The organism is Methanohalobium sp. (genome assembly GCF_018609725.1).
Taxonomy (GTDB): Archaea; Halobacteriota; Methanosarcinia; order Methanosarcinales; family Methanosarcinaceae; genus Methanohalobium.
This window is the reverse complement of record NZ_JAHENT010000035.1, coordinates 17,174-36,612: the sequence shown is the minus strand read 5'-3', so window position 1 is coordinate 36,612 and position 19,439 is coordinate 17,174. Positions and strand designations below refer to the sequence as shown.

The 19,439-nt window shown below is 37.2% G+C and carries 18 protein-coding genes and 2 tRNA genes; 6 read left to right on the top strand and 14 right to left on the bottom strand.

The genetic code is table 11. The features are described from left to right. The first annotated feature begins 311 nt into the window (after nt 1–311). From QZ276_RS02065 to QZ276_RS02040, 6 genes are all read left to right on the top strand, one after another. Nucleotides 312–1,214 carry a cation diffusion facilitator family transporter gene (locus tag QZ276_RS02065; protein WP_292484839.1) on the top strand — a complete coding sequence of 301 codons (903 nt, stop codon included), beginning with the start codon at nt 312–314 and terminating at the stop codon, nt 1,212–1,214. Between the two features lie 212 nt (nt 1,215–1,426). Further along, entirely contained in the window at nt 1,427–3,331 is a 1,905-nt protein-coding gene (gene gyrB, locus QZ276_RS02060; RefSeq protein WP_292484838.1) for a DNA topoisomerase (ATP-hydrolyzing) subunit B, read from the top strand. 25 nt (nt 3,332–3,356) lie between these two features. Continuing rightward, the gene (gyrA, locus tag QZ276_RS02055) at nt 3,357–5,849 is read left to right on the top strand and encodes a DNA gyrase subunit A (RefSeq protein WP_292484836.1); all 2,493 of its coding nucleotides are present in this window, start codon (nt 3,357–3,359) and stop codon (nt 5,847–5,849) included. Nucleotides 5,850–5,908: 59 nt separating this feature from the next. Further along, nucleotides 5,909–6,805, top strand: a complete 897-nt coding sequence (gene pdxS, locus QZ276_RS02050) for a pyridoxal 5'-phosphate synthase lyase subunit PdxS (protein ID WP_292484835.1) — start codon at nt 5,909–5,911, stop codon at nt 6,803–6,805. A gap of 39 nt (nt 6,806–6,844) precedes the next feature. Then, nucleotides 6,845–7,438 carry a pyridoxal 5'-phosphate synthase glutaminase subunit PdxT gene (gene pdxT / locus QZ276_RS02045; protein ID WP_292484833.1) on the top strand — a complete coding sequence of 198 codons (594 nt, stop codon included), beginning with the start codon at nt 6,845–6,847 and terminating at the stop codon, nt 7,436–7,438. Nucleotides 7,439–7,543: 105 nt separating this feature from the next. Continuing rightward, entirely contained in the window at nt 7,544–7,948 is a 405-nt protein-coding gene (locus QZ276_RS02040; RefSeq protein ID WP_292484832.1) for a pyridoxamine 5'-phosphate oxidase family protein, read from the top strand. Nucleotides 7,949–8,003: 55 nt separating this feature from the next. Here the strand turns inward: QZ276_RS02040 and QZ276_RS02035 are convergent, their stop codons facing one another. The 14 genes from QZ276_RS02035 to QZ276_RS01970 form a co-directional block, all read right to left on the bottom strand. Further along, nucleotides 8,004–8,405, bottom strand: coding sequence for a 30S ribosomal protein S6e (locus tag QZ276_RS02035; protein WP_292484830.1), 402 nt, complete (start codon nt 8,403–8,405; stop codon nt 8,004–8,006). A gap of 50 nt (nt 8,406–8,455) precedes the next feature. Then, a complete protein-coding gene (gene infB / locus QZ276_RS02030) occupies nt 8,456–10,228 on the bottom strand; it encodes a translation initiation factor IF-2 (RefSeq protein ID WP_292484829.1) in 1,773 nt (590 codons plus the stop codon). 116 nt (nt 10,229–10,344) lie between these two features. Beyond that, nucleotides 10,345–10,794, bottom strand: coding sequence for a nucleoside-diphosphate kinase (gene ndk / locus QZ276_RS02025; RefSeq protein WP_292484827.1), 450 nt, complete (start codon nt 10,792–10,794; stop codon nt 10,345–10,347). A 23-nt stretch (nt 10,795–10,817) separates the two neighbouring features. Next, complete coding sequence (locus QZ276_RS02020; protein WP_292484826.1) at nt 10,818–11,003, bottom strand: 50S ribosomal protein L24e; 186 nt, start codon at nt 11,001–11,003, stop codon at nt 10,818–10,820. A 6-nt stretch (nt 11,004–11,009) separates the two neighbouring features. Further along, the gene (locus QZ276_RS02015; RefSeq protein ID WP_292484824.1) at nt 11,010–11,225 is read right to left on the bottom strand and encodes a 30S ribosomal protein S28e; all 216 of its coding nucleotides are present in this window, start codon (nt 11,223–11,225) and stop codon (nt 11,010–11,012) included. Between the two features lie 30 nt (nt 11,226–11,255). Continuing rightward, on the bottom strand, nt 11,256–11,609 hold the full coding sequence (gene rpl7ae / locus QZ276_RS02010; protein ID WP_292484821.1) for a 50S ribosomal protein L7Ae: 354 nt from the start codon (nt 11,607–11,609) through the stop codon (nt 11,256–11,258). 133 nt (nt 11,610–11,742) lie between these two features. After that, nucleotides 11,743–12,612: a surface glycoprotein gene (locus QZ276_RS02005; RefSeq protein ID WP_292484820.1), complete on the bottom strand. Its 870-nt coding sequence runs from the start codon at nt 12,610–12,612 to the stop codon at nt 11,743–11,745. 97 nt (nt 12,613–12,709) lie between these two features. Next, nucleotides 12,710–12,784, bottom strand: a tRNA-Ile gene (locus tag QZ276_RS02000). A gap of 18 nt (nt 12,785–12,802) precedes the next feature. Then, nucleotides 12,803–12,875: transfer RNA gene (locus QZ276_RS01995), tRNA-Asn, on the bottom strand. A gap of 110 nt (nt 12,876–12,985) precedes the next feature. Continuing rightward, nucleotides 12,986–13,999, bottom strand: a complete 1,014-nt coding sequence (amrS, locus tag QZ276_RS01990) for an AmmeMemoRadiSam system radical SAM enzyme (protein WP_292484818.1) — start codon at nt 13,997–13,999, stop codon at nt 12,986–12,988. Between the two features lie 66 nt (nt 14,000–14,065). Beyond that, nucleotides 14,066–14,932: a hypothetical protein gene (locus QZ276_RS01985; protein ID WP_292484816.1), complete on the bottom strand. Its 867-nt coding sequence runs from the start codon at nt 14,930–14,932 to the stop codon at nt 14,066–14,068. 12 nt (nt 14,933–14,944) lie between these two features. Further along, nucleotides 14,945–15,799 carry a type IV pilin N-terminal domain-containing protein gene (locus tag QZ276_RS01980; RefSeq protein WP_292484813.1) on the bottom strand — a complete coding sequence of 285 codons (855 nt, stop codon included), beginning with the start codon at nt 15,797–15,799 and terminating at the stop codon, nt 14,945–14,947. A gap of 12 nt (nt 15,800–15,811) precedes the next feature. Next, nucleotides 15,812–17,770, bottom strand: coding sequence for a type II secretion system F family protein (locus QZ276_RS01975; RefSeq protein WP_292484811.1), 1,959 nt, complete (start codon nt 17,768–17,770; stop codon nt 15,812–15,814). Continuing rightward, entirely contained in the window at nt 17,767–19,386 is a 1,620-nt protein-coding gene (locus QZ276_RS01970; RefSeq protein ID WP_292484809.1) for a type II/IV secretion system ATPase subunit, read from the bottom strand. The genes QZ276_RS01975 and QZ276_RS01970 overlap by 4 nt, the downstream gene beginning before the upstream one ends. Between the last annotated feature and the right edge of the window lie 53 nt (nt 19,387–19,439).

Genomic DNA, 19,439 nt, shown 5'->3' with positions numbered 1-19,439 from the left:
GAATGGAGCTTACAACATCATGAAGAAAGCAATTCCCAGATCTGTGAAGGGAATAGAGGGTATGGCGTTACACCCGGTGAGGTTATCTCACGAATGTAATTGATAATAAAAACTGATGTTTATGTTTATCAATTTTATCAATTGCAATGACGTAAACTAATGCCAATAATCATTTACTTCTTTATACATAATATTAAAAATTAATATGTTTATAATTTAAATTTTTATTTACTACAAACCAATTAATACCAAATTTTAAAGAGCATAAAACTATTATTTTCTGAATTTATACTATATACACAGGGTATAAATTGGGAGATTCAGACAACGAAAATATGAAAAAAGGCGATGTTCAAAAATCGCTGGAAATCGGTATAATATTGACCTCTATTTTTTTCGTTGTAGAAGTTATTGGTGGGTATATTTCAGGTTCGTTGTCCCTACTTGGTGATGCAGGACATATGTTCAGGGATATTTTTTCGCTTTTTGCGAGTCTGGGAGCAGTAAAAATTTCCCAGCGGGTTCCTACAAAAACAAAAACCTTCGGCTACCACAGAGTAGAAATATTTGCAGCGCTAATGAACGGTTTTCTGCTGATTGGTGTTAGTGGATGGATTTTCTGGGAAGCCTATCACAGGTTCATCAACCCCCAGCCGGTTCAAGGAGCAACCATGCTTCTGGTTGCACTGCTTGGTTTAATTGTAAACGTATATGTAACTTTAAGATTACACGGAAGCCATGATTTGAATGTAAGAAGTGCATTTTTGCATGTTCTTACTGACACCGTATCATCAATAGCAATAATTTTAGCCTCTGTATGGATATTTTTCACGGGACAGATAATCATCGACCCGATATTGAGTGTTTTAATAGCATTTTTGATATTGTTTTCAGCATTTCCGATTATAAAAGACAGTTTCAGAATACTGCTGGAATTTACACCCAAAGGAGTCAAACTGCATGATGTAATAGACGAAATAGAAAATACAGCCGGTGTATATGAAGTTCATCACGTTCATCTATGGAGTATCTGTTCGAATGTAAATGCTCTAACAGCACACATACTAACCAATGAACAGAACATGGATAAAATAGAAAACATAAAAAAAGAGATTAAGGAAAAACTTGAAAAATATTACATAAAACATGTCACCCTTGAATTTGAATGTGAAAAATGTGTTGAAAACACTGAATACCTGTGTCCTACTAAATGATTTAATCCGACAACTTTTAAACCAAATTTTATATAAACATTTATTAGTAATGAACGCATATATAGGTCAGTCTTGAAAGGCTAAAAAACAAAACCAGCCAAAATCAATATAAAATTTTTAATTCAATCTGGTTTATAAATGGTTTAATCAGATTTTTAACGTAAAGAATATTTTTAAAGACAATAATCCGATTTTCACGGAGATTCATTATTATGGCTGATAAACAGGCTTATGATTCAACTAATATCCAAGTTCTTGAAGGGCTAGAGGCTGTACGTAAACGTCCGAGTATGTATATCGGAAGCGTTGACAGCAGAGGGCTCCACCATCTCGTGTACGAGGTAGTGGACAACAGTATCGATGAAGCTCTTGCAGGCTACTGTTCTGAAATAAATGCTATCCTAAATTCTGACGGCAGTGTGACCCTTGAAGACGATGGTAGAGGTATACCAGTAGATACACATGCCAAATACAACAAATCTGCACTTGAAGTTGTAATGACACTGCTTCATGCAGGAGGTAAATTCGATAAAAACAGCTACAAGGTTTCAGGAGGACTTCACGGAGTTGGTGTTTCCGTTGTAAACGGTCTTTCTGAATGGCTGGATGTTGAAGTAAAACGCGATAGTAAACGCTACTATCAACATTATGAAAAAGGTTATCCTAAAACAGAAGTACAGGTTCTTGGAGAATCTGAAGGTACTGGTACAAAATTTACATTCAAACCAGATTCAGAAATATTTGAATCCACAGAATTTGATTATGATTCATTATCCACAAGGTTAAGAGAACTTGCATTCCTAAACAAAGGTATAAAAATCACCATCAAAGATGAGCGGAGTGAAGAAGGGCAAGAAGATGTATTCCAGTATGATGGTGGAATTGTATCCTTTGTCAAACACCTGAATAAAAACAGGACACCCATTCATGAAGAGCCCATTTATTTTGAAGGAGAAAGTGATGGGACAATTGTTGAAATATCCCTCCAATATACTGACAGCTACGGTGAATATGTTTATTCATTTGCAAACAATATTAACACCCATGAAGGTGGAACTCATGTAATTGGTTTCAAAACCGCTCTTACGAGAGTGGCAAATGATTATATCAGGAAAAATGAAATTGAGAAAGGTAATGTCAGGCTAACAGGAGAGGATATCAGAGAAGGATTAACAGCCATTATAAGTGCAAAAATACCAGATCCACAATTTGAAGGGCAAACGAAAACCAGGCTCGGCAACAGTGATGTTAAAGGCGTTGTGGAATCACTAGTCACAGAAGAATTATCCAGATATCTGGAAGAAAATCCCAAGATAGCAAATTCTATTATTAAAAAAGCACTGTCTGCAAAAAGAGCAAGAGAGGCTGCAAAAAGAGCTAGGGAACTTACAAGAAGAAAAAGTGCACTTGAAGTAAGTACACTTCCCGGTAAACTTGCAGATTGTTCAGAAACCGATCCATCAGTTTCAGAAATCTTTCTTGTAGAAGGGGATTCAGCCGGTGGTTCCGCAAAAATGGGAAGAGACCGCAGGTTTCAGGCAATATTGCCTTTCAGAGGTAAGATAATAAATGTGGAAAAAGCCCGTCTTTCAAAAGTGTTAAAAAACAATGAAATACTATCCCTGATTACTGCAATGGGAACAGGCATAGGCGAAGATTTTGATATCAACAAAGCACGTTATCACAAAGTTATCATTATGACGGATGCTGATGTAGATGGAGCACATATAAGGACACTGATTTTAACTTTCTTTTTCCGCTACATGAACGAAATGGTTGACAATGGCTATGTCTATATTGCACAGCCACCACTATACCGCATTAAAAAAGGTAAAAAAGAATTCTATATCCATACCGAAAAGGAAAAGAATGCAAAACTTAAAGAACTTGGAGAAAAAGGCTCATCTATCCAGAGATATAAGGGTCTTGGTGAAATGAATCCAGAACAGTTATGGGCTACCACCATGAATCCAGAATCCCGCAAACTGACACAGGTAACAATGGAAGATGCTGCAGCAGCTGATGAGATGTTTTCCATACTTATGGGTGAAGAAGTAGAACCGCGACGTCAGTTTATTGAAAAACATGCAACAGAAGTTGTCAATCTTGATGTATGATTAATAAGATATGAGGTTATAATCAATGGCAGAAAACGATAATTATAACGATGACAACTCAGGAGAAATCGATGTCCAGGAAACTGATACCGGTGAAGACATCAGTCCCGTGTTAATCGAAGAGGAAATGAAAAAATCATACATCGATTATGCGATGAGTGTCATAGTAGGCAGGGCACTCCCTGATGCTCGTGACGGGTTAAAGCCGGTTCACAGGCGTATCCTGTATTCCATGAAGGAAGCTGGGATTACCTATGACAAGCCGTACAAAAAGTCCGCACGTGTTGTTGGTGATGTGCTTGGTAAGTTCCACCCTCATGGTGATATGGCTGTCTACGACTCGCTTGTAAGAATGGTACAGCAATTCTCCATGCGCTACCCTTTGATAGATGGCCAGGGTAATTTCGGTTCTATAGATGGTGATTCTGCAGCAGCAATGCGTTATACAGAAGTTCGCATGGAAAAAATTTCTGAAGAAATGCTTGTTGATATTGATAAGGAAACTGTACCATTCCAGCCCAATTATGACGGAGCGTTGACAGAACCCACAGTTCTTCCAGCCAAACTTCCAAACCTTATTGTCAATGGTTCTACAGGTATAGCAGTCGGAATGGCGACCAATATACCGCCTCATAGTTTGAAAGAGGTGGCAGACGGGTTGTTGATGATGATTGACAATTCGGATGTATCAATATCAGAACTCAGAACCGCGATAAAAGGACCCGATTTCCCGACAGCCGGAACAATTCTTGGTACAGACGGTATCAAATCCGCCTATGAAACTGGACGCGGTCGTATCAAGATACGCGCGGTTGCAGATATCGAGGAAATGAAAAACGACAAACATAGGATTGTTATATCTGAATTACCCTATCAGGTTAACAAAGCTAACCTTATTGAAAGCATCGCATCCCTTGTAAGGGATAAAAAAATACAGGGTATTTCAGATCTTAGAGATGAATCCGACAGAGAAGGTATCCGAGTTGTCATAGAACTGGTACGCAATACCAATCCAAATGTTATCCTAAATCAGTTATACAAACACACCCAGCTTCAGGTAACCTATGGTATCATCAATCTTGCACTGGTCGACGGTGTTCCCAAAGTACTAAACCTTTATGAGCTTCTGCAGATTTATCTTAATCACAGGATGGATGTTATCCAGAAACGCAGTCAATATCAGTTAAGAAAAGCAGAAGAAAGAGCTCATATCCTTGACGGATTAAAAATATGTCTTGGCAACCTTGATGAAGTTATTTCATTCATTCGAAATTCAAAAACAACCCCTGAAGCAAAAGATGGGTTGATAGAAAAATTCCAGCTTGATGAAGCACAGGCAAAAGCAATCCTTGATATGCGGTTGCAAAATTTAACCGCTATAGAGCAGGATAAAATCGAAAGTGAATATAACGAGCTGGTTGAAAAAATTGCTGACCTGAAAGAAATAATAGCAAGTGATTCCAGAAAATACAGCATAATAAAAGATGAACTAACCGAACTGAAAGAAAATTATGCGGATGAAAGACGTACTGATATACAGCCATCAGGTGAGGAACTCAGTGAAGAAGACCTCATACCTGAAGAAGATGTTTTGATAACAATTACCAATAGTGGCTACATTAAACGTCTGCCTGTTACCACCTACTCCAAACAGCACCGTGGTGGTCGTGGTGTTGCGGGTATAAATGTCAAGGACGACGATTTCGTAGAAGATGTATTTGTAGCATCAACCCGTGATTATCTTCTTCTTTTCACAAACAAAGGCAGAGTGAACTGTAAAAAAGTTTATGAAATTCCGCAGGGAAGCAAACAATCACGCGGTAAAGCGCTTGTTAATCTGTTTGAACTGGAAAATGATGAAGCAGTATCATCCATGATAACGGTAAAAGAGTTTTCAGATGACTGGAACCTATTGATGGCTACAAAATACGGAACTGTGAAAAAGACACCATTATCGAGTTTCAAATCCCGTAAAAAATCCGGTCTTATAGCTATCAACTTGACTGATAATGATGAACTGGTAAATGTCATTTTAACCGATGGTCAAAACGATATAATACTAGTTTCCAGTACAGGCAAAGCCATCCGATTTGCAGAAACCAATGTACGACCCATGGGTAGAGCTGCACAGGGTGTACGGGGTATAAGGCTAAATCCAGATGATAGAGTTATAAGTATGGATACTACATCTGATAATGAGAATGTAAAGCTTCTTACAATCACTCAAAATGGTTATGGAAAACGTACCAAATTTGAAGAGTACCGGAGAATGAACAGAGGCGGACGTGGTGTTACCACCATCCAAATGACACCCAGAAACGGTCCTGTGATAAATGTTAAAACTGTTAGAGATGACGATGATATTGTTGTTACAAGCTATCAGGGTCTTGTAATACGTATACCTGTTAAGGATATCCGGGTACAGGGCAGAAATACACAGGGTGTTAAAATTATGAACATGAGAGAAAACGATAAAGTTATCGGGGTCGCAAGAATTAAAAAAGATGATGATAACTAAATAAACACCTTCAATAATTACTACAAATTACCATAATTCGATAACAAGGGTTGATTTTGATGGAAATAGAAAATTTAAGACATGGTACTGAATTGATAAAACGCGGGTTTGCCAAAATGCAAAAAGGTGGCGTGATAATGGATGTCACAACACCTGAACAGGCAGAAATTGCTGAAAGGGCAGGCGCAGTCGCTATAATGGCTCTTGAATCCGTACCTGCAGATATAAGAGAAGCTGGCGGTGTTGCCAGGATGGCAGACCCCGCAATTGTATCCCAGATTGTTGATTCAGTAACGATTCCGGTTATGGCTAAATCCCGTATTGGACATACGGTTGAATCCGAAATTCTTGAATCAATCGGTGTTGATATGATTGATGAGTCAGAAGTTCTGACTCCAGCAGATACCAGATATCATATAGACAAAACCCAGTTTACAGTACCTTTTGTCAGTGGAGCCCGCAATCTAGGTGAAGCCCTGAGACGAATCAATGAAGGGGCTGCCATGATTCGCACAAAAGGTGAAGCCGGGACAGGAGATGTAAGTCAGGCAGTACATCATATGAAACAAATAATGGGTGAAATCCGCGAGTATTCTGGTAAATCTAAAGAAGAATTAATGATGGTTGCCAGAGATATTGAAGCACCTTATGAGCTTGTTGAGGAAACTGTAAACCTTGGGAGGCTTCCGGTTGTCAATTTTGCAGCAGGAGGCATAGCCACACCTGCCGATGCAGCGCTTATGATGAAACTTGGTGCGGATGGTATCTTTGTAGGTTCTGGAATATTTAAAGCAGAAAACCCTGAAAAAATGGCAGGTGCAATTGTAGAAGCTGTAAACAATTATGACAACCCTGCTAAACTCTATGAGATATCCAAGGGAATCGGGTCTGGTATGAGAGGTATCAGTACCGACACTATTGAAGAAAATCAAATCCTTCAGTCCCGTGGATACTAAATATTTTATCCTTAATTTTTAGTTTAAGATGGTTTCAATATGCGTGTAGGTGTAGTTGCATTACAGGGTGATGTTTCTGAACATGTCGATGCTTTAAAAAAAGCTATTTCTGAACGCGGTGAAAAAGGAGAAGTTGTTACCATAAAGCATAGTGGTATTGCCCCTACCTGTAATGCACTTGTTTTACCAGGTGGTGAAAGTACAACACTCGGTCATCTCCTTGTTTATGAAGGGATAGCAGATGAAATAAAAAAAGCCGCATTAGATGGTGTACCTATCATGGGTACTTGTGCCGGATTGATACTTATGGCAAAGAGTGGAGAAGGACAGGTACAAAAAACCCGTCAGTATTTACTATCTCTTATGGACACTACTGTTAACAGGAATGCATTCGGAAGGCAGAGAGAATCATTTGAAACAAAACTTGATGTGTCAGTTTTTGATTCACCATACATTGCCATTTTTATACGTGCTCCTGCAATTGTAAAATACGGAGAAGATGTAAAAACACTGGCAAAAATTGATGATTATGTTGTCGCCGCCGAACAGGGTAACCTGATGGCTCTTGCATTCCACCCTGAACTAACGGACGACTTAAGGTTCCATCACCATTTCCTGGACAAAGTTTCTTAAAATTTACAATTAAATTCTGAAAATTCCTGACTACTTTATTGGTTTTTCCATATTAAATCCTTTTATATATAACCAGCACCCTGTTTATATTGGGTGATTATAAATATGGTTAAACTTGATGAGAAGATGAAAGAGGACTTTTCAAAAATCAAAATTTTCCCGTTTGCTACTGCATCTAAAGATGGTGTCCCAAATGTTGTTCCGATTGGATTCTGCAAATTAATGGATGATGAAACTATCTGGGTAGCGGATAATTATTTCGATAAAACACTTTCTAATTTACAGGAAAATCCAAAAGCATCCATTTTTGTATGGAATACAGAAACAAGTGGATGTTATCAGATAAAAGGGGATATAGAAATAAAATCCAGTGGTGGAGATTACAACAGAATGTATAATATGGTTAAAGAGATGGGTGACAAATATCCTGCCAAACATCTTGTAGAAATGAAAATTACCAACGTATATGAATGTAAATCTGGTCCTGAAGCAGGGAAAAAATTAATCTAATTATAAAAGAGTGATTAGAATCTGAACCACTCCTAAAAAACATTATTTCATATTTTTATTCTTCAGCAGCAGCTTCTTCTCCACCGCCGAGAATAACATCGATTGATTTGTCACCGTATTCTACAACTTTTGTGTTTATCTGCACAGTGTCACTGGATATTTCCTTTCCACGAACAAATTTTCTTTTACGTTCACCTTTGGATTTTGGCTCATCACCTACTCCTCCAGACATCAGTATCCTATGCCTTTTCGCACCAGGAAGGTCTCCCCTCATGGTAAAACCATCTTTATCATTTCCGCCGGTGATTTTTAATGTATAACCCGGAAGTCCTACCAGATTACCATCAAGTGTTTCACCTATTGATTTTCCAATAATATTATTTACCTCATCACCGGTAACATCAAATTGGTACGATTTTGTTTTTGGATCTGAAACTATAACTTTAAAATTTACCATTTTTATATACCTCCTTTTAATTTTATTTTTAACCAGTTTTAAAACATAAATTATTTTGCCCAGAATGGGTCATTTTTACGTTTGATTTCCAGGAAACTCTCAAGGGTTTCTATTTCATGATCTTTCAATGAATCATACAATTCATGTTCAAGTATCTTTGCATGTTTTTCTGGTACATCAACGTATAGCATTTCATTTTCTTTTATTTGCCTACCTACCACCGGACCTTCTATTGCAACAGCCACTTCCATACCGACTTTTGCTTCGCCTACATTCTCTCCTTCAGATTGTATACCTTTGATTTTTCCTACAACTGTGCCGTCTTTTTTGGCTACATTAACATTGGTCTTTATAATTCCACCATTTACTTTGACACCTACAACGGCAGGTTTGCTCTGTCTAAATACGTAATCGGGTAAAATTGTAAATCTTCCGGGTTTGACTATCATTTCTGATATGGTGTTTTGGCTTAGCGCTTTCTTTTCTTCAACCCATTCTTTATAGTCATCAATCAGCTTGTAGATAACATCATTAACAAACAGTTTGATATCTGAAAATTGAGCTTTTTCCTTTGCATCGGGTAAAACCTTGACATTAAAACCAACAATTACTGAATAATACTGGTCTTCAATAGCCGAGACTTCGATAATATCACGCTGTGATATGTCACCAACTTCGGCTTTTCTGATGGGTATTTCCTCTTCAGCAAGTTCGTTTGCAAGCGCTTCCAGTGAACCAATGGTATCAGCCTTTATGGTCAGACCTGTACTTTCGGTTGATATTTTAATATCTTCAAGTTCTTTTTTAACCTCATCAACCACCCTGTCAACATCCTCGGTTGCAACTCTTATAGGAGAACCAGCAAGGACATTTTCAAGGTCTGGTGCTGAAACTTTAACACCCGTTGCCGCTGTAACCTCATTAACCTGTCTGAATTTTTCCTCGGTTCGTATCTCAGATAGATAGTTCGGTTTCAAAAGAGCCCTGACTTTGGTCTTTATCGGCTCTCCTGAGCTTCCTATAACAATGGTATCTCCTTTCCTTAATTTACCATCGTACAGGATGAGGTCTATGGTAGCACCAAGTCCTTTTTCTTCTTTAACTTCAAGAACAGTACCTACACCGGGACCGTCAGCATCATAACTAAGGTCTGATTCGAGGAATTTTTGTGCAAGACCCATAAGAACCATTAAAAGGTCTGGTATTCCTTCACCTGTTGACGCACTTATGGGTACAACACCAATATTTCTCTGGAAATCTGTTACCCTGTCATAACGGTTGGAATTGAAACCAGCCTCATAAAGTTCCCCGACAATTTCATACACTTTCTGATCGAGTATATCCTTTACACGCTGGCTCTGATTTTGGTATGTTGCTGAAAACGGTGAATCCTGTGTAGGGTTCCAGCCGTGTATTCTATCCATTTTGTTTGCAGCCACTACAAAGGGAGTTTTAAACCTTTTTAAAATTTCAAGGCTCTCTTTTGTCTGCGGCATGAAGCCTTCATTGATATCAACGATAACAATAACAAGGTCAGCAAGTGCTCCTCCACGGCTTCTTAGTGATGTAAACGCATGATGTCCGGGGGTATCAATGAACAGCAATCCAGGTACAATGAATTTGTTGGCAAGGTTTGAATCCCCGCATTTTTTCGATATTAAATCGATGGGCACTTCTGTCGCACCGATATGCTGGGTAATCGCACCTGCTTCTCCAGAAGTTATAGTAGTACCACGTATCTTATCAAGTAATGTAGTTTTACCGTGGTCCACATGACCCATAACACTTACAATAGGAGTTCTTAAATTGGATTTTTCGTTCATAATTAACCCCTTCCTGGTATAGCGCCCGGCTAAAATTCCAAGATTAAATTATAGTATTTACCTACACAAATATAAATCTAAAGAAAGAAAGATAGAGTGATGAAGTGTTGCCGTATTTATTCGTAAAGACACACTTCATCTATTCTGGAGTAGGTGGTGGTTTCTGATTCACTGAAATGGAGTGCTATTTCATATTCTGCGGTTTCTTTTGAATCAGAAGCATGTACTATATTTCTCCCTGTTTCAATCGCGAAGTCTCCACGTATAGTACCCGGCTGAGCTTCTATAGGTTTTGTAGCACCATTCATTGAACGCATTATTGTTATTGCATTCTCTCCTTCAACAATCATGGATACGGACGGACTTGAAGTGATGTATTCTACCAGTGGTTCAAAAAATGGCTTATCTGAGTGCTCTTTATAGTGTTCCCTCGCAGTTTCTTCATCTATCTGGTGCATCTTCATTGCGGTGATTTTTAAACCGCGTTTTTCGATTCTTGATACTATTTCACCGATAAGTCCGCGCTGGACACCATCTGGTTTAACCATTACATATGTCTGTTCCATTTAAACACCTACAAACCACTTCATTATTTTTTGAGATAAATACGTCCCTGTTCTGTCCAGATTGTACGCCTTGGAAGCCTTCCAAGATTGTAATTACTCTGACATTTAGATGAACAGAAATAATAGGATGCTCCGTCCTTTCTTACGTAGAGTTTTCCAGTGCCGGGTTCAAGCATTTCTCCACAGAATGAACATTTTCTTTGTTCCATTTACAATCACCTTGTTGTTAGTTTCTTTGCTTCTCTTGATGTTTCCATCAATACGATTATATCTCCAACCCGGACAGGTCCCATGCAGTTACGGGTAATTACTCTTCCTTTGTCGCGTCCTTCCAGAATACGACATTGAATTTGGCTGGCTTCTCCATGCATACCGGTGTTTCCGACTACATCAATAACTTCGGCTGCATAGCCAGAATCTTCTTCTGCCATTTATGAATCTCCTTATAGTTTTTATTTAAATTATTTTAAGGATTCTACTTTTTCAGCAATATCATTTATGATTTCGTTTCCTTTGCCAGAATCAGTAATAGCAACGGAAGAACAGCCAACTTCAAGTCCACATGCTGAACCAAGTTCTTTTTGCTGGGATATGAATATGTATGGGATATTTTTCTCTTCGCACAGTGGTGGTAGGTGAGCAATTATTTCTTCAGGGTCTATATCTTCAGCAATCACTGCCAGTTTAGAAGTTCCCCTCTCTACTGCTTTCGTGGACTCATTTGTTCCTTTTTTGATTTTTCCGGTGTCTCTTGCTAACTCTACCGCTTCAAGTGCTTTATTTTGTAATTCTTCTGGTACGTCAAACTTTTTCATGTTTTTATCTCCTTCAAAATTATGATATTAAATCATAATTTTTCATTATTCATCGTTTGTTTTTGACTGCTATATATTCAGCTTAAGTGCTGGCTATGAATTGTGGCTTTTAGTTAAATATTTTACGCCATAATCATGGCTGGGTTTGATTGGTGTTATTCATACTGGAATGTGGTTGTGGTTCACTTATAACACTCATTAAATTACCTTCAACCATTACTTTTGTAATATCACCCTCTGTAGTAGTATTAAATTCCACTCCACGTTCTGTACTATTTGCTTCAAGCTGGGATATATTATCCATAGTACTGTTAGAAGGGTTCAGATAAACAATGTTGCGCTGGTAATTGTTATTTCTGAGTTTATTGATTCCCAGATAATACTGGTCAGCAAAATCATTGGGTATATCCTGTACTACTTGTATCTCTGCATCAGGATTGCTATAACTTATAATCCTATCGAATTTGTCAGTATTTTCAGAGTTTGTTGAGAGTACATCGATAACATCCTTAACCTTTTCTTCACTACCAAGTATTGTCGGGTTTCCTATTACATTAAACATCCCTTTACCACGACCCAGAAGCTGATAACCGTCGTATGAATTTGATGTGTACTGGAAAGCAACAATTTCTGGTGTGAATGTATGTAACTGGAACTGGGAATCATTATAACTTGCAGAGTAGGTCTTTGTGATGTTTGCATTATACATACCCTGTGGAGCAGTTCTATTTAGATTGATCAAGTTTTCAATGGGTGTTCCTCTTATTTTTGAAATATCAAAGTACTGTGCTGACATTACCCCCTCAGGTGTCATTTCCATTGCATCATCTATAGAATTAAATTTATGGTCTACGTGTTTTCCAGATACCGATTCAAACCCCGGTGCGTTGGTCTGATCTGCTGGATTGTTTCCCTCCGGTTGGCTGGAGCCACTGAAAAGGTAGGGAATAACCGAACCAACCATGATGAACGCCAGAAATATAGCTATAAGTTTTTGTTTCATCAGAAATCTCCTATATTTTTTAACTTAATATATAATTGTTTGATTTAGTAATCCTACATCCCCATATATAAGAGTTATTTGTCAAAAATCAACCAAATGGGCCCAACCGGATTCGAACCGGTGGTCACGCGGTTATGAGCCGAGCGCTTTAACCAGACTAAGCTATGGGCCCTGTAAAATAGAGTAATGACGCCGCCAACAGGACTCGAACCTGTGACAACTCGGTTAACAGCCGAGCACTCTACCAGCTAAGTTATGGCGGCTCTTTGTGTTTTCAGTACGCCTATCGTGTTGCGAACACTCCTAATGTATTACTCTAACTTAAATCTTTTGCTCTTTCAGTTTTTTCTAATGTGTTTAAAAAAATGTATTGTTAGAGAAAACCGGCAACCACTGGAATGTTTTCTCCACAATACAGGCATTCGTTGTTATTGTTTATATTATACTGTTCTACACCCATACCCCGTTTAATTAACATCTTTCCACAATTTGGACAGAATGTATTAACCCGTCTATGCATAACGTTTCCAAGATACACGTATTTTATACCTTCTTCAATTGCCGTATTAGATGCCATATCAAGAGTTTCGATTGGTGTGGGCTGGTAATCCTTCATTTTATAAAGAGGCTGGAATCGCGAAAAATGAACCGGAGTATCAACACCCACATTATCAACAACCCATTTTGAAAACTGCTGGATTTCTTCGCGTGTATCATTAAGTTCTGGTATAACCAGATAGGTTACCTCTACATGCATTCCAAGTTCTTTAGCAAGTTTTGTAGATTCCAGAACAGGCTGGAGTTTTGCACTTGCAATGTCTTTATAAAATTCTTCGTTAAAAGCCTTTATATCTACACTGTAAGCATCAAGGTATGGTGATATCATTTTCAATGCTTCAGGTGTGATATAGCCGTTTGTTACATAGACAGTGGATATACCATTTTCTTTGGCAAGTTTTGCAGAATCATAGGTGTATTCAAACCAGATAGCTGGTTCATTGTAGGTCCATGATATGCTGTCTGCGTTATAATTTAATGCACGATCAATTGCCTGTTCAGGTGTTATTTCGATAGTTTGGGATGTATCTAGTTCACATTGGGAAATTACCCAGTTTTGACAGTGTTTGCACCTGAAATTGCACCCTATTGTACCGAGTGAGTAAGATAACGACCCTGGATAAAAATGATATAATGGCTTTTTTTCAATCGGGTCAATAGCTTCACTGGATACAACATTATAATTCAGGGCATAAAGTGTTCCGTTTTGGTTTTCCCTTACCTGACAAAACCCTTTTTTACCGGGTGCTATTGTGCACCGGTGGCTGCAAATTTTACATTGTACTTTGTTATCGTCAAGTTTGTCATAGAGCATGACTTCTTTATTCAATTTTAATCCCCCTATTGTTAATGAATGTAATAATCCTATTAAAAAGTTGAGCCCCTATAGCCTGATTTATCGTGTATTTAAAAGAGGCGTAAGTCTTGCTATAAATGAATCCTTTGTTACTGTCAGGTCTATAGGATCTTTTAAGACTGTAAAATTGACAGTATTCCTGTTTGTATTTTTTAATTTATAATCAATATTATATGTTAGTCCTTCTGATTTTGCAGTGGTATTAAAATACTGTTCCCATGCACCCGGATAAGCGGAACTGACTATTACAGAAACCTGTTTTAAATTACTATCTTGGTATAATGTATGTGAAAAACTTGATTTTGATGTTAGCTGTACTTCTTCTATATTATTGCTGCTAATGGTGTTTGTATCCCCTTTAATACTTACAGCGTTTATAACTAGACTTATGTTACCTTTATTCTGAAGAGTGATTTGAGGGGACAGTTTCATAATCGACCTGTTATCCTGTGCAACAATCAATGCTCCATTTTCGTATCCAAAAACCTTGTCAACGTAATAGTTGTTATTTGAGCGGTAACTGATAGAACCTAAATAATTACTGCTATTGTACACTTCTCCAGAACTATTATTAGCTTTAACAGTAAGATAATAATTATAATCGTTTACTGCAAGCGTACCACTGGATTTTCCGGGTGCTACAATTGGAATCTCTCCTCCACCCATCTTCACAGGCACACTCATGGTTGTATTCTGGCTGTCAACAGTAGATAGAAGGTCGATACTGGATTTCAAATCCAACATGTCATTGAGTACATCTGTCATATGAGAATATTCTGTATCTGTTTTCCACTCGGGTATGTAACTGACGTTTATAATAGTAGCTACAGTAACAATAAGCCCAAGTATCAATACCGCTGAAACAACTGTGGAAATTGCAGTGTCTGAATTTGTTAAGGACTTCATGTCGGATTTGCCTCACTCTCCTTTGAAGTAGAAATGTTTTTTACTTCCATCATCAAAAGAAAACGTTACTGATATGTCAGATTCATCTTTATCATCGACATAATAATAGTCATTTGCAAATATATTTCCACTTGATTGTATCGTAATCCCATTGTTGTCTCCACTGACATTGACGCTTTCTACTTCATTAATATTATTACCGTTTACTTTTATATGATTAGATTTAATACTTGTATTTGTGTCAATTATTTCCACTTTTTCCCCATTAATAATACTAAAATTAAAATATAATCTATTATTCCCGCTTTCAATTCCAACACTATCAACAACATATTCAATATAATATGCGGATTCTCTCCCTTCAGGAGGATCTATTGGTTCTCCATTATACCCTTCTGCAATATCTTCACCAAGCAAAACACCATTCTCAATCACAATATTTGATTTTGTATGTACAATGGTGGATTCCACATAATCGTTTTGTTTAATATCTTCATTCCATTTACTTGAAGTGTTGATAGATATTACATCTCCCAATCGCCATGTGTTTTTATTGTAGATTGAACCAATACCATCAGAGACGATTTCCTTCCTTGTACTGTTGTTAAGGCTTATGATAATCTTCATATCTTTTGTATCAACAACTTCACCACCGCTGTGCCTGAGGTTTATAACATCTGATTCAACATTTACCCAGCCGTCCACATCAACATGAGGTTTTTCGGTAATATCAAGATATGAAAATGCAAAAATGGACAATACAGAAAAAGCAAGAACAACAATCGCTGTCATCAATATTTCACCTACAACTTCGGTAACTGCATCCGAGTTTTCAAATAAAGGCTTTAGATTTTTTTGCATTTTCATATCATTCTCCGATTAAATTAATAGTGCAAATAATACATAAGAAGAGACAATCATTATAATTGAGTGCTTTAGACCTGAATTGACACTTGCGTTTCCCATCTGACCTGCTACAAGTCCTGAACAAAATCCCTGAATCATGGAAGCATGGAAGAAAAGCATCTCATATTCTTCAATATTTATACTATTAACCATCGTCATTCCTGCAACTGAATCACCCATTGTCGATGGCATGGAAGGAAGGAAATGCACAGTAAGGATATACACAATAAAAAGATACACAAAAAACGCCATATAGATAATAAAAACATAAACATACATTTCAGTAGAGCGCTGATTTTTCATCTGTTTCTGGACTTCAGCATCGTTTGCCGCAATGTTTAAAACACTTGTAACATCATTTGTGGATTCGCTTGCCTTTATAATAGTAGTCACTATTCTCCGGGTCAAATCCGTACGAACACGGTATTCAAATTTTTTTAATGCCTGTGTAAGGTTTGTTCCCCAATTTATATCTTCTTTCATTTTACCTATTTCTGTGTGTATAATACCCACTTTGGATTGAGCGGTCATTGATATGGCATCCATCAACATAATTCCCGCTTCATTAATACTTGCCAGTTTTTTGAAAAATTCAGGAATCTGTTCCTCTATCTGACTGATTCTTTTAGTCCTTAACTCATGGAACACGATAAAAGGTACAAACATAATCAGTACAGAATAAAAGATATAATCATCAATATATGTAGCAAAACCAATATAAAAAGTAGATAATTTGACCTGTTCTATATTAAAATCGAACTTATACCTACCAATTATGTTATTTAAAAAATAAAACAGGGCAACAGGGATACTTACCACAAAAGCATATGAAGGTCTACCGCGCATGAGATGTATCGGATGTTTCAGACCATCTTTGATTTTTTTAATCCGCTTTTGAAATTCGATTTTTTTTATAAATTCTTCATCCATTTTGGAGGATTTAACATGTACATCATCAAAAACGTTCAGGCTTTTTTCTGTAACATAGGTTTCGGGTAATTTTTGCTGGTCTGATGTTATGGTATCAAGCAGTATAAGAAATACCATTGTACCGAAAGGAACTGCGATATATATCAACAAATACATGATAATAATTGAGGAAGGGTTAAGGAGTCCAAGAACTACAAGGATTGTCATCAGAAAGAGGGGTGCTACGACAAAAACAGATACATAGGATTCAGCCAGTATACCAAGTGTTTCCAAAAATGTCTGCTGTTCGGTTTTTGCCACTGAACGGTACTGTTCGGTTTTATTTTTCAAATAAGCAGTTATATCCCCACCACTGGACAAAATCGAAATTAACCCGTCTATAAGCTCTCTAAAATTTTGTGAAGGAGACCTTAATTTTGCATTCTGAAGAGCAGTTATTATATCATGTCCGAAATATTCCATATCTCTTACAATGTACCAAAACTCCTCAGCAGCTGTACCATAGATATGTTTATGATTACTAAGAGATTTGAAAACATCAAAAAGTGACAATCCCCCTCCCCGAGTCATTGCATAAAGGTAAGTAGTTACATGGATTAATGACTGGTCTATGGATGTTTTACGAATATTTACTTTTAATGATGGTATGGAAAGATAAACAAAATAGGTTGTATAAAAGCCAATTAAAAATATTAAAATACCCTGTACACAAGCCATTAATTCTAAAGCATACGTTTCAGTCCAATTTGGCAACAAATCTTTAAATACAAATAAAGCTCCTGTATTTGAAAAAACTACAAGACTTACATAAAATCCTATAAAACTGATTACCAAACCAATTATGAGTGAATAAAAATATGCAAGTGATACATATTGCGCAACTGGAACAGGTATAACAGCCTGACGCAACTGGTGCTTAACGTCAATATATTTATTTTTATTGACTTTTTTATCAACCAGATTGCCAAATATTCTATAGGCTGTTACCTCTACAATATTCATTTTATATCACTGTCTATGTTGTTGGATATTACCCATTCCAGATTATTGTTTTCAATACTCTCCATGACAACTTCTGGGTTTGTTGAATAGGCATGAACAACAAGGGACACGCTGATATAATCTCTCATGTTGTTAACACGCATATAATCAAGTATTTTTTTCCTGTTTTCGATCTCATTATACATACCTTCTTTACTCCATCCTCTAACCTGCATGATATGGTTAAGGGCCTGAGAATTCATTGTACTGTAGAAATTATCGTTTACAGGGTCCCATCGATAAAGTTCATTAATCCGGATTTCTCCTGTCTTGGGGTCAATACCGGTAAATTCAACTATACTCTGAGTTCTTCTTACTCTGTTTTCATTAACATAGGTCTGCTTCTGGATTGAAAGGATATCAATTGATCTTAGCATAACACGTGGTACATTTATTGGATCATTTTCCAGCCGGTTCACCACTGTCTGTGCATCACCAGCATGCATGGTAGAATAGGTAGTATGACCTGTTGACATCGCCTGAAACAGTGTAAGTGCTTCCTTACCCCGTACTTCGCCCACAAGAATGTATTCTGGTCTTTGTCTCATAGCAGCCTTTAAAAGGTCATACATCGATATTTCAGAAGTACCATCTTTAGTAAATGATTTTCTTGTAACACCTGCAATCCAGTTATCATGATGCAACATTAACTCACGGGTATCTTCAATAGATATTATTTTGGTAAGAGGTGGTATGAATAATGATACTGCATTAAGCATCGAAGTTTTACCAGAAGCAGTGCCCCCTGCAAATATGGCATTTTTTCCATTTTCAATTACCAGCCAGAAATACGCCATTATTTCCAGACTGGAGGTGTTAAAACTTATAAGGTCAATAGGTGTTAGTGGATTACTTCTAAATCTTCGTATACTGAAAGAACTTCCCCGGGTTGTAACCTCTTTACCAAGAGTCGCCTGAAGTCTGGAACCATCACTCATTGTAGCATCGACAAGCGGTTCTCCCATAGATATCTGCTTCCCGCTTTTCTGACAGAGTTTAATAACAAAAGAATTTAATCGCTCTTCACTAAAGGATATGTTTGTCATTATATTGTGATATTTTATATGATAGAGATAAACAGGTACATTAACACCGTCACATGATATGTCTTCTATGTAAGGATCAAGCATTAGGGGATGAATACTTTCATATCCGAGAAATTTTCTCCTTAAAAAGTAGGTTATTTTGTATATAGATGTTATATCTATTGTTTTATGATAACGATAAAGAAGGGAAAGAGCTTTGTCTATAAGGATGGTTTCTTTATCCTTATCTAAATCAGTATTTTCAAGTACAAGAATATCCTGCAAATCATCATATACTTTCTCCAGCAGGTATTTCTCATATTCATAAAGCGATGGTTCTACAATATTGTAGTATTTCATCCAGCGGTCTTTAACAATACTGACAAATACATAGGGCTGGTCTATCCAGTACCTTTCAATTTCTGTATAATCCTCAGAAACTTCATAATCAACCAGATGACCATGCATTTCAGGGTCATAATCTGGCAAAACAAATTGTTTCTTTTGCCCGGATTTTAATTTAGAGACCAGAGTTTGTATAGGGTTCTCCATCACTGCTACCTTCGGGATATAATTATATTTAAGACTGTATTAAATATACCTAT

Bases quoted from the DNA above. Each gene is read 5' to 3' on its own strand.
- QZ276_RS01970 (WP_292484809.1), bottom strand. From the start codon at position 19,386: ATGGAGAACCCTATACAAACTCTGGTCTCTAAATTAAAATCCGGGCAA.
- gyrB (WP_292484838.1), top strand. From the start codon at position 1,427: ATGGCTGATAAACAGGCTTATGATTCAACTAATATCCAAGTTCTTGAA.
- QZ276_RS01985 (WP_292484816.1), bottom strand. From the start codon at position 14,932: ATGAAGTCCTTAACAAATTCAGACACTGCAATTTCCACAGTTGTTTCA.
- pdxS (WP_292484835.1), top strand. From the start codon at position 5,909: ATGGAAATAGAAAATTTAAGACATGGTACTGAATTGATAAAACGCGGG.
- QZ276_RS02020 (WP_292484826.1), bottom strand. From the start codon at position 11,003: ATGGAACAAAGAAAATGTTCATTCTGTGGAGAAATGCTTGAACCCGGC.
- infB (WP_292484829.1), bottom strand. From the start codon at position 10,228: ATGAACGAAAAATCCAATTTAAGAACTCCTATTGTAAGTGTTATGGGT.
- pdxT (WP_292484833.1), top strand. From the start codon at position 6,845: ATGCGTGTAGGTGTAGTTGCATTACAGGGTGATGTTTCTGAACATGTC.
- rpl7ae (WP_292484821.1), bottom strand. From the start codon at position 11,609: ATGAAAAAGTTTGACGTACCAGAAGAATTACAAAATAAAGCACTTGAA.
- gyrA (WP_292484836.1), top strand. From the start codon at position 3,357: ATGGCAGAAAACGATAATTATAACGATGACAACTCAGGAGAAATCGAT.
- QZ276_RS01975 (WP_292484811.1), bottom strand. From the start codon at position 17,770: ATGAATATTGTAGAGGTAACAGCCTATAGAATATTTGGCAATCTGGTT.
- ndk (WP_292484827.1), bottom strand. From the start codon at position 10,794: ATGGAACAGACATATGTAATGGTTAAACCAGATGGTGTCCAGCGCGGA.
- QZ276_RS02015 (WP_292484824.1), bottom strand. From the start codon at position 11,225: ATGGCAGAAGAAGATTCTGGCTATGCAGCCGAAGTTATTGATGTAGTC.
- QZ276_RS01980 (WP_292484813.1), bottom strand. From the start codon at position 15,799: ATGAAAATGCAAAAAAATCTAAAGCCTTTATTTGAAAACTCGGATGCA.
- QZ276_RS02005 (WP_292484820.1), bottom strand. From the start codon at position 12,612: ATGAAACAAAAACTTATAGCTATATTTCTGGCGTTCATCATGGTTGGT.
- QZ276_RS02035 (WP_292484830.1), bottom strand. From the start codon at position 8,405: ATGGTAAATTTTAAAGTTATAGTTTCAGATCCAAAAACAAAATCGTAC.
- QZ276_RS02040 (WP_292484832.1), top strand. From the start codon at position 7,544: ATGGTTAAACTTGATGAGAAGATGAAAGAGGACTTTTCAAAAATCAAA.